Source organism: Psychrobacter sp. PG1, from assembly GCF_014897815.1.
Classification (GTDB): Bacteria; Pseudomonadota; Gammaproteobacteria; order Pseudomonadales; family Moraxellaceae; genus Psychrobacter.
The window spans coordinates 40,197-50,955 of sequence record NZ_JABUZG010000062.1; the positions used below are offsets into that span (position 1 = coordinate 40,197).

The 10,759-nt window shown below is 41.0% G+C and carries 9 protein-coding genes and 3 pseudogenes; 4 read left to right on the forward strand and 8 right to left on the reverse strand.

The genetic code is table 11. From position 1 onward, the window contains the following. The first annotated feature begins 306 nt into the window (after positions 1-306). Entirely contained in the window at positions 307-1,833 is a 1,527-nt protein-coding gene (locus tag INT03_RS10175; protein ID WP_045452432.1) for a DUF3360 family protein, read from the forward strand. A 142-nt stretch (positions 1,834-1,975) separates the two neighbouring features. Further along, positions 1,976-3,820 (forward strand): excinuclease ABC subunit UvrC, encoded by a 1,845-nt coding sequence (gene uvrC / locus INT03_RS10180; RefSeq protein WP_193008855.1) that lies wholly within the window; start codon positions 1,976-1,978, stop codon positions 3,818-3,820. An 87-nt stretch (positions 3,821-3,907) separates the two neighbouring features. Here the strand turns inward: uvrC and INT03_RS15035 are convergent, their stop codons facing one another. The 8 genes and pseudogenes from INT03_RS15035 to INT03_RS10210 all read right to left on the reverse strand — a co-directional run bounded on the left by INT03_RS15035 (position 3,908) and on the right by INT03_RS10210 (position 9,489). Then, positions 3,908-4,039 (reverse strand): hypothetical protein, encoded by a 132-nt coding sequence (locus INT03_RS15035; RefSeq protein WP_264298303.1) that lies wholly within the window; start codon positions 4,037-4,039, stop codon positions 3,908-3,910. Between the two features lie 264 nt (positions 4,040-4,303). Further along, positions 4,304-4,873 (reverse strand): dihydrofolate reductase, encoded by a 570-nt coding sequence (locus tag INT03_RS10185; protein ID WP_193008856.1) that lies wholly within the window; start codon positions 4,871-4,873, stop codon positions 4,304-4,306. Positions 4,874-4,937: 64 nt separating this feature from the next. Next, complete coding sequence (thyA, locus tag INT03_RS10190; protein WP_193008857.1) at positions 4,938-5,246, reverse strand: thymidylate synthase; 309 nt, start codon at positions 5,244-5,246, stop codon at positions 4,938-4,940. A gap of 185 nt (positions 5,247-5,431) precedes the next feature. After that, positions 5,432-6,166, reverse strand: a complete 735-nt coding sequence (locus INT03_RS14935; RefSeq protein ID WP_226950340.1) for a restriction endonuclease subunit S — start codon at positions 6,164-6,166, stop codon at positions 5,432-5,434. Positions 6,167-6,343: 177 nt separating this feature from the next. Beyond that, positions 6,344-6,715, reverse strand: a pseudogene (locus tag INT03_RS14940) (restriction endonuclease subunit S); the annotation flags it as partial. Between the two features lie 25 nt (positions 6,716-6,740). Next, positions 6,741-7,989: pseudogene (locus tag INT03_RS10200) on the reverse strand (IS3 family transposase). 300 nt (positions 7,990-8,289) lie between these two features. Beyond that, the gene (locus tag INT03_RS10205; protein ID WP_193008859.1) at positions 8,290-8,988 is read right to left on the reverse strand and encodes an LrgB family protein; all 699 of its coding nucleotides are present in this window, start codon (positions 8,986-8,988) and stop codon (positions 8,290-8,292) included. A 9-nt stretch (positions 8,989-8,997) separates the two neighbouring features. Continuing rightward, positions 8,998-9,489, reverse strand: coding sequence for a CidA/LrgA family protein (locus INT03_RS10210; RefSeq protein WP_193008860.1), 492 nt, complete (start codon positions 9,487-9,489; stop codon positions 8,998-9,000). 135 nt (positions 9,490-9,624) lie between these two features. On the opposite strand from INT03_RS10210, the gene INT03_RS10215 reads away from it, so the two are divergent. Next, complete coding sequence (locus INT03_RS10215) at positions 9,625-10,515, forward strand: LysR family transcriptional regulator (protein ID WP_193008861.1); 891 nt, start codon at positions 9,625-9,627, stop codon at positions 10,513-10,515. 9 nt (positions 10,516-10,524) lie between these two features. Beyond that, a pseudogene (locus tag INT03_RS10220) lies at positions 10,525-10,713 on the forward strand (integrase core domain-containing protein); the annotation flags it as partial. Positions 10,714-10,759 lie beyond the last annotated feature (46 nt).

Consider the following 10,759-nt stretch of genomic DNA (forward strand, 5'->3'; position numbering starts at 1 on the left):
TAGTTATGTGATAACAAATATCTAGATACAGATAATTATTAAGAAAAAGGTCATTTATTATGATTTAAAGCCTATATTAAGTGTGTTTTTTCCTCATGGTTTTCTATTAAGTTAAATTTTGTATTAAATGGAAACTTTAATTTATATATTATAATGGTGTATGGACTTTTTTAGTGATTCTAAGTTCGCATTTCGAGTTCTCATGTCATACAATGGCTTGCAATTTTTAATGGACGCTTTAGTCACATTAAATTTCACTATCAAATTATCAGTTAAATAAAGCCTCAGTCGACATAAGGAAATGTGATGAGTAACACTCAGATCCCTTCTTCAGGGTCTAATCAGCAGTCATCAAATCCATCTAATTACGACAGCGAGCCATCAGGTAGCTACCTTGATTTACACAAACCAAGCGCAAGCTTTGACAGTCGTGACGCTTATCTAAATCATGAATTACAAATCATGCAGCCAAAACGCTGGCGTCCCAATTTGCCATTTCGTGATTATCGCTTTGAGTATGAAGATACTATTCCTGCAATGGCGGCAACGATTGGTAAAGTGGTTATGGTGGGTGCGATTGCTGCAACATTTGCAGGTCCACTTGGTTTGGGTGATGCGTTCGTTTTAGAAAACGTTCGTTATGAGCTATTAATCGTTTCATTCTTTATCATCTTATTTTCAGGATTTCTACTCCCGACAGCCAACCTTGCAGGTACTCACGGCCCCCTTATTCCGCTTATTCCTATCGTTGTTGCTGCTGGTGGTCACCCGATGGCCTTTGGTCTGCTCATCGGTGCCTTCGGTTTGCTATTGGCAATCAGTAAAGGGGGCAGTCTGCTGGCAAACTTGACCAGTAAAGGCGTGTGCGGTGGCCTCTTGATTTACTTAGGGTTTATCGGTACCACCTCACAGGTCAAAAACCTCTTTGCTTGGGCAGAAGGTATTGGCATGTCGCATATTGCCTTTTTCATTATTTTGGCAACGATTTTGTTGTATGCATTGCTTGAGCATTGGCAAAAACGCTGGCTTGCGGTTCCGCTAAGCTGTGTACTAGGTGGCGGACTTGCATTTGCATTGGGTGCACCCTTTGAGTTCAAAACTGCACCAGGCTTACCAAACATGAACCCGATGTATTGGTGGGGTGAAAATACCGGTTGGATGCTAGGATTACCGACGGTTGAAAGCTTCATTGTCGTACTGCCGTTTGCTATTTTGGCCGTTGCTATGTGGTCACCAGATTTTTTAGGCCATCAGGTCTTTCAAAAAATCAGCTATCCTAAACGTACTGAAAAGGTACTCATGGATATCGATGATACAATGACCAGCGCATCGTTTCGCCAGGTCGTCGGTTCTGTATTGGGTGGTGCTAACTTTGCGTCATCGTGGGGCACCTATATTGTCCCAGCAGCGATTGCCAAACGTCCGATTCCTGCCGGTGCTTTACTGACGGCATTGTTCTGCATTATCGCAGGGGTTTGGGGCTATCCAATGGATTTGGCTATCTGGCAGCCAGTGATGTGTGTGGCATTGATCGTTGGTGTGTTTATTCCACTGCTTGAAGCTGGTATGGAAATGACGCGCGAAGGAAAAACCACTCAGTCTGCTGCGATTGTAGTCTTTGCTTCTGCACTCGTGAATCCTGCCTTTGGCTGGTCACTCACGTTGTTGCTTGATAACTTAGGCTTGATTGGCTCGAAAGAACGCAGTGCCAATTTGACTAAAATGAGCCGCTGGATCATACCGGGTATTATGTTTGTGGTGTTGACAGGTGTGATGGCTATTGTTGGTATGCTACCGGGTATTCCAGCACTGATGGCAAACTTCCGCCATTAATAGCATCTTGCTTACCTATAAAAAGTCAGCCTTAGTGCTGGCTTTTTTATGGGTGATGCTATGGCTAATAATTGGCTTGTAAAACAATGACTCCCGCCCCATAACTAGCAGTATTATAAGACTTTTAAGAGCAAGGAATTCTATGGTCAATGTCTCAGAATCGAGCCCTATCGATGATAAAAAAGCCCGTCTTAAGCATTTAATTCAGCGCCTGCCAAATTTGCCAGGGGTCTATAAAATGCTGGGTAAAAATGGCGATATCTTATATGTCGGTAAAGCCAAGTCACTCAAGAGCCGTGTGAACAGCTACTTTGCTAAAACCATTGACCATCCAAAAACACGGGCGCTAGTGGCACGGATACATAATATTGAAACCATTATTACCCGTAGTGAGACCGAAGCGTTATTGCTCGAGCAAAACTTGATTAAAGAATATCGTCCGCCTTATAACGTACTGTTGCGCGATGATAAATCCTATCTCTATGTGTTTATTTCAGCAGATAAGCCTTATCCAAGATTGGCTTATGGTCGCGGTAAAGGCAATCACCAAAAAGGTCGCTTTTTCGGTCCTTTCCCCTCTGCTCATGCCGCCAAAGAGACACTGGTGCTGATGCAAAAAATGTTTCAGATGCGCCAATGTACCAATACTTTTTTTAAGCAACGTAAGCGTCCTTGTCTTGAATATCAGATTAAGCGCTGCCGTGCGCCCTGCGTGGGCTTGGTATCGCCTGAAGAATATATGGAAGACGTCAATAATACTATTCGTTTCCTAAAAGGTGACTCTAGCGATATTCATAGCGCTTTGATTGAAAAAATGGAAGCTTCTGCTGAAGAATTAGATTTTGAAAAGGCCGTGTTTTATCGCGATCAGCTGTCTATGCTGCGTGAAGTACAAGCTAAGCAAGCTGTTTATACTGTGCAAGGCGAGGCGGATGTAATTGCTATCGCTAGTCAGGCGGGCATGACATGCGTCAACGTACTGACCGTACGTGGTGGTCGTGTACTGGGTGGTAAAAACTACTTCCCTGACGTTGATAGTAGCGAGCCTCTTGCTGATAATTTATCAGCATTTATTACCTCATTTTATTTTCAGGTGACGGATGACTTGCCCGCAGAAATCATGTTGAGTCATGAATTACCGGATCAGGTGGCGGTCAGTGAAGCATTGGCGAGCCATTTTGGCAGTAAAGTCGTGATCAAAACCAGTGTCCGTGAGCACCGTGCCGAATGGTTAGATTTAGCCAAACTCAATACCAATAATGCCCTAAAAACCAAGCTTGGCGACTATTTAGAGTTGCATGCGCGCTTTGGTGCCTTAAAAGATGTCTTAGCGGACGTCACTGATAGAACCATTGATCGCATAGAGTGTTTTGATATCTCCCATACGATGGGCGAGGCGACCATTGGTAGCTGCGTAGTCTTTGACCAAGGTGGCTCGCGTCGCCGTGATTATCGCCAATATGCGATTCATGACATTGTCGGTGGTGATGATTATGCCGCAATGAAACAAGTGCTGACACGGCGCTATAAAAAGCAGCCATTGCCTGATTTGTTGCTGATTGATGGTGGTAAAGGGCAGCTTGGCATCGCTAAAGAAGTGCTGACCGAGTTAGGTATTCTTGGTGACACTTTGCCGATTAGTGTGGCAAAAGGTGAAGGACGTAAGGCAGGGCTTGAAGTGCTGCATTTTATCGATCATGAGCCGTTAGATTTACCGATGGATAGCAAGGCGCTGCATTTACTGATGCATATTCGCGATGAGGCGCATCGTTTTGCGATCACTGCGCATCGTAAAAAGCGTGATAAGCGTCGCTCATCGTCAGTGTTAGAAGTCATACCGGGGCTCGGTGAAAAGCGCCGTCGTGATTTGCTGAATCACTTTGGCGGATTGCAACAATTGCTCGGTGCATCGCAGCAGGAATTGGCAGGCGTGCAAGGTATTGGTCCGATACTCGCGAAAACGGTTTATAAAGTATTGCACGAGTAGTGGTACATATTAAAAAAAACGACAACAGAAACAAATCTGTTGTCGTTTTAACGCTAATAATGTTTAGCAGATTAAACTCTCTAATCGCTAAAAATCAAAACTTAACTGCTGGTTTGGATAGCTACGACAGTGTTCACAAACGCGCTCCCAACGATTAAATCGATAGCGTAAATACCAACGAACATGCACAGCTTTAGGATAACCGCATTGAATGGTCATGATGACCTCCATAATTATGATTAGGAATTCATAACTACGGAGACGTAGACGTTTATTAGCATTTACTATAAAATATAGGAACCTTCCGACAGGTAAATAAACTTTATTAGTATGCTAGCAATGGAGTCTAGCTCCATAGTTGTCTTATCTAAAAGTTTTTTGAGCTCAGCAATTAATTTTGCTGGGCTTTTTTAATTTTCCATATTTGGTTCCTCCTTAGAAGTAGCTTATGAATAATAAATGCCACATTAAATTTAAATGGCATTAACCTTGTTTACTTTTATAAGTCACAAATTTAAAGTCTAACGCACTATTCTCATCGTGCATCTGTTCAGACTCTTCTGCCACTTCAAATTCACTTGGCAACTCAGGATAAAAGGCATCACCATCGGTAATTTCGGTATCTACGTGAGTCAGCTCAATACGGTCGGTATACATCAACGCATCGCTAAACACGCGCTCGCCGCCAATCACCCAAATCGTATCCAGATGCGCACCATGTGCGAGACTGGCTGCTTGCGTTAATGCATCATCTAAATTATGCACCACATAAGCATTGCTTTTACCGACCAAACCTTTTTGTTCGGCATAATCTAGCTGGGTGCTGATGATGAAACTCACGCGTTTTGGCAAAGGCTTGCTGCCCATTGATTCAAACGTCTTACGACCCATAATGACGATACCTTGAATCGCACCATCATTTTGTTTAGTCGTCATGCTTTTAAAATGCTGCAAATCTGCTGAGATATGCCACGGCAGCTCATTATCTTTGCCGATACAGCGGTTGCTACTGATAGCTGCGATTTGGGCAACTTCGGTGTGGGCATAACTCATAACGTATCCTTTTTATTATCTTTTACAATTTTAAGCTTATTTAAATCAGTCAATCAGACCAATGCTATACCGCAACTTTCGCTTTGATAGCAGGATGCGACTCATAACCCTCAACACTGATATCGTCATAATTGAAAGCAAAGATATCTTTCACATCAGGATTAAGCGTCAGCGTTGGTAGCTTATAAAGCTCACGCGTCAACTGTAATTCAACTTGCTCACGGTGGTTTTGATAAATATGACAATCGCCACCCGTCCAGATAAATTCGCCCACTTCTAATCCGCATACTTGCGCGACCATATGGGTCAGCAAGGCATAACTGGCAATATTAAATGGTACACCTAGGAATGTTATACCCCCTAATTTATGCACAGTACGTTGATTCTATTAGGCTTCAGGGCTAAAATACGACTGTGCATTTTTAATTCTGCACAATATGGCTTGTATAAACAAAGTTATTATACCTGATTTTAAAATATCGCTGCTAATAGAAGACCCTCTTTATTCCTTTTAGTTGTACCGAAGCACATGAAACTTGATTGCTTCAGCATTAAAACTCACCCCAAAGCTTTATCAATCAGCGCATCGGTAAGCTGAACTTGCGTCTCTTGAGATTGCTTTAGCTTTTCTTTTAGCTGATCGCAAATAGCCATTAGCTCACCGACTTTGGCAACGATGCGTTTTTGTTCAGATAATGGAGGTAAAGCAACTAAGAGCTGGTCCCACTTACCTCGATTTATAATAGGTGTCGCTGAACCTGAAGATTCTTCTATTAGTCTTTTGTAGAACTCACTAGTTTGGACATAATATAACAAATAGGTTTGATTAACTATTAAAGGTCTGATTGCGTTTATTTGCTGATTAAAGCCCATCCTGAATTTTACAATCGCCGCCTTTCCAATAGAGCCTCCTATGCACACCATCAATATATCATTTGCTAAGGCTTCGGTACTATGTTCCAAACCTTCTTCAGTGATGGTTTTCTCTGGCAACAATATTTCATTATTATTGGTAATTTGCCCTGGACCAATAAACGGAATATCTCCATTAAAAAACCTTGGTTCTGATGTTTTAGGGGTATTACCTGTGGCTGATATACCAGTATCACCTAAACGAGCCCATTCCCATCCAAACGGTAAGTTAGAAGGCTTATCTGTGGCGTTAATTTGAGGTAAATGCTTACTTTTCTTTATTTTACCTTGCTCAATCAACTGCTCTTTTTCTTTAGCAATCTTTTCTAATAACACCGAAGCAGGTTCATCATCTGGATTCTGCGGAACTAACTTACCCATTACAGCCAACTGCAACACAGTTTTCTTTAGAGCTTCGATACTTTGCTCAGTAGTAAATAAGCTATCAAAATGCTCAGCAACTCTGGCCCAGTTTTGTGCTAGCTCATCAGCATCCGCACTATCTGTCAACGTGGCTAATAATACTTCTACAAGCGTAGCGTGAGCTTCGATACTGGCTTCGGTTTGCTGCTCTAGCTGATCACATAGCAGCATGAGTTCATCGACTTTGGCGATAATGCGCTTTTGTTCTTCTAATGGAGGTAAAGCAATCAAGATAGAGTTCATCTTAGCTTGATTCATCTTGGGTTGAGCAGAGCCAGTAATATAAGCCTCTAAAGAAATTGCATTAATATGAATACAAAGATACAGGAGAAAATCTTCATTAATACAATCTATTACATGAGCATGGTTGTTGACCCAATACTTACCTCTTGCAATAAACGCAATAGGTGTGGATCTATTAATAAGATTAGCACCGTCTTCACCAATAAGCAGCAATGGCTTTTCAAAAAGGTAATCATCAATCTTATCTATAACACCAGATGCTCCATAATAATCATAATATAGTGGTCAACTAATTTAGGACACCTTCTAAGAGGTTTTTATTAAAGTAACGTTTTTCTGTTTCTACTGGTGTTAAATAATTGTTGAAGCTATGCGGTCTCACGGTTTGATAGTAGCCCCAGATATAATCACTAATGGCGCTCGATGCTTCAGCGATATCCTCGTAACCACCCTTTGGCATCCACTCGGTTTTAAAGCTCCTAAAGAAGCGTTCAGTTGGCGCGTTATCCCAACAATTTCCACGACGGCTCATACTTTGTGCCATACCGTCGCAATCAGCTATCGCGTCAACGAACTCTTTACTGGTGTAATGCGTGCCTTGGTCAGAGTGGAACAGCACACCGCTTGGTTTAAGGCGAGTCTGATACGCCATCTTTAGCGCTGATGCGGTCAAGGTGCTATTAGGTGAATCGGATACGCTAAAGCCAACCACACGGCGAGCAAACAAGTCTAAAACAACCGCTAAGTAGCACCAGCCACCTTTGATACGGATGTAGGTCACATCGCCTGTCCAGACTTGATTAGGCGCATCTGGGTTAAAGTTTCGGTCTAAAAGGTTGTCATAGGTTCTATGCGCCTCGTCAGCGTGTTTGTATTTGTGGGTCTTGAGCTGGCAGCTGACTAAACCCATTCGCTCCATAAGCTTAGTCGCTAAGTAACGCGTTAGCTTAATGCCATACTCGTTAGCTAAAATGGCAACTATAGTCCGAGCCCCTGCTGATTGCTTTGAGTCGTTGAATATTTGGCGTATTAAAGACTGGAGTTTGACTCGCTCAACATCAATAGGCTTAGTCTTAATACCATAGTAGTAACTACTTCTAACCACATCAAACAAGTCACACAGCTTCTTCTTACTTAATCTTTTGTCCTGCTCTGCCAGCTTTTTAATCAACGATAGACGTTGAGGTTGTCCGATGCCAGCAGAGCTGAAGCCCACTCGAGCATAGCTCTCCCCTTGCGTCGGGGCGAAGCAGTGCTTCGCTTAATCCCTCCTCATTTAGGATGTCTTTCTCTATCTTAAGCTGTCTGACTTCTCGCTCAAGCTCTTGTATGCGACGCTGATCATCAGTTAATGCTAGACCTTTAGTTGGACGAACGCCTTGCTGCTCTTTTTTATACTTGCGTACCCAGTTGTCTAAGGTTGAGATGCCGATGCCTAAAGACTTGGCTACTTCTGCAACTTTGCGATTGTGATCAACCACTAAGCTAATGGCTTCTAATTTGAATTCTCGGGTATATTCTCTACGTTTGGTAGTCATACTGTATTCCTTCTTTGGGGTAGTATAACCTCTTATAAGCTGTCCAATTTTATTATGCCACTACAGAACCGCCCCGACTATGTCGGAGCGGTTCAGTCATTTATTTTTATTTGATCTTAAATAAGATAAGTTAATAGGTTGAAATTTAAAAGGAATAAAGCTCATTACATTTAGTTAAAGTCGAATTAACTTTAGAAAGAAAACGGAAATTCATACGTTTTTTTATTGTTTATCTGTTAGTGATAATGGCTGTTATTATATCTATTCTTAATATGGATTAGGGTCTCTATATATATTTGTTTAAACTTGCCCAAATAACATTACGCCATGTATTAATGAAGGACCTAAGAATATCATAAATAATCCCGCTAAAATCATTGTTAAACTGGCTATAACGCCCTCGTCCTCATTGCGCTGACTTGCCCGGGCTGTACCAAAACCGTGTGATGCATTACCAAATGCGATTCCATTTGCAAGATGGGAGCGAATACGAAAAAAAGTCAAAATCATATCCCCTAAAATCATTCCCACCATCCCTGTAATCAAAGTAAACAATGAGACTAAAGAGGAAGATCCGTGAATTTTTTCAGATAAGTCTAACGCAAATGGTGTCGATATTGAACGGGCCATCAAGCTATAGGTCAAGGTCTTATCAAAGTGGAACAAACCAGTGAATAGGTATATGCTTAAGACTCCCACCACCATCCCAACAGTTATAGAAGCGGTCAAAGCCAAAGCATGTTGACGTATTAAACGACGATATTCATAAATAGGTATAGCAAACGCAACCGTTGCGGGGGCAAGTAACTGCACAATCCAAGCTGTATCCTTCCAATAAGTATCATAAGAGATATTAAAGATAATCATTAATGAAAGCGTTATTACTGGAACCGTGATAGCTGGGTTTAGCCAAGATTTTCGATAGCGCACATAGATTACTTTAGCCATATAATAAGCAGCTAATGTCCAAATGAGACAAAGGATTGACCAGACATTCATCGTAAATCCTCACGCATTATCATTATTTCTTAGGTTTAATTGGGCTTTATGAATCTGATGTCGATACAATCTACGTTGCAAACGGTGCACCATAATAAAAGTTAATGCTGAGCTTAACATCACCATCGCGGTACTTAAGATAATTGTCAGCATTAATTGCCAGCCCTTACTGATAAATAGCGCCTTGTATTGAAGTATTGACATCATAAGTGGGATAAACATTAATACTAACTCACCCAAAACAAATTTTGCACCCAGTCTGACCCAGTTAACCTTAATAGCACCACTCATTAATAAGATCAGCATTAAAAACATTCCTAAGACGCCTGAGGATACGGGTAGATGCAATAACTCAACCAATATCTCAGCACAATACCAGACAGCTGCGATAATAGCGCATTGCATAAGGACATGAAGCCATGATTGGCGATAGAACTTTTGAAGTGTAAGTTTTTTTTCATCTAAAAAAGATAGGGATAAGCGAATATTAGGATTACGCATAATAATTGTTGTTTGTTGATTAGAGACTACTTATTATAAAAATACCATAGCCATAAATTATGAATTATATTTTTATTTTTATTCCCAATTTCTATAATAAATTTCATTATCTTTCCTAACCATGGTTTATTATTCATGATAACTTTGAAACAATTACGCTGCTTTGTGACAGTCGTAAAAACAGGTGGGTTTCTTCAAGCCAGTATTCAACTCAATTTAACCCAACCCACCGTTACCAAATCCATCAGTAACCTTGAAGAATATTTAGGCGTAGCTCTGTTTGATAAGCCGTTGACTCATAGAAAAAAGCGGCTAGTTAATTTAACGGAAATTGGCGAACACCTCTATATTCAAGCAGTTGATATCTTACAAAAGGCAGATAATCTTGAACAAACAGTAGTAGATTATCAGCAATTAATAGGTGGTAAGTTGCGTCTGGGGATTTCACCGTTAGGCAGTGAAATACTAAGCAAAGCTATTTTTAACTTTTATCAAATGCATCCTAGTATAGAAACCTCACTTATCGAAGATGGTGCTGAGTCACTTAAGCAGGCCCTTCTAGAGGGGCAACTTGATGTGGCAACATTGATGAAGCCGATTGACGATGATTTTGACTACTCATCGATATGTTGCTATCCAGTGGTGGTCGTAGCAAATAAAAACCGTATGGGTAAGCAAAAAACCAAGGTAACACTTAAGTCACTATCAAATGCACCCCTAATTTTATTTACCTCCAATTCATCATTTACTCCGATGATTATAGAAAACTGTCAATCACTAGGTTTTGAACCTAATATTATTTGCCAAACCAATCAGTGGCACTTGCTTCTTGACATGGTAAAACAGGATATAGGCGTGACTCTTTTGCCTCAATATTATACTCAAAAGTTGGATTTAACAGGATTAGTCTGCTTGCCACTAACCCAACCTCAGTTAAAATGGGAGCTTGTCATGGCTTGGCGTCGTCATCGCTTGCTTACACCAAGTATGCGAGCTTGGCTTGATAACATAAGAAAAAATATATAACCAGGCCTTGATAATGCTTTGGCTGAAACAGGGCATAGGTTATACAAAACAGAGGTGATTGAATATTTAAAAGCAGGTTGGCAAGGTTTAGCGAATGTACAACTTGCGACATTGAATTGAGTAGATTGGTTCAATAAAAAGCGTATACACAGTGCATTGGGCTATGTATCGCCTTTTGAGTTTGAGAGCCTTTCCTAAAAAGTGTGTATAGTCTAATCCAAATAAAACCGATACAACCCTATTA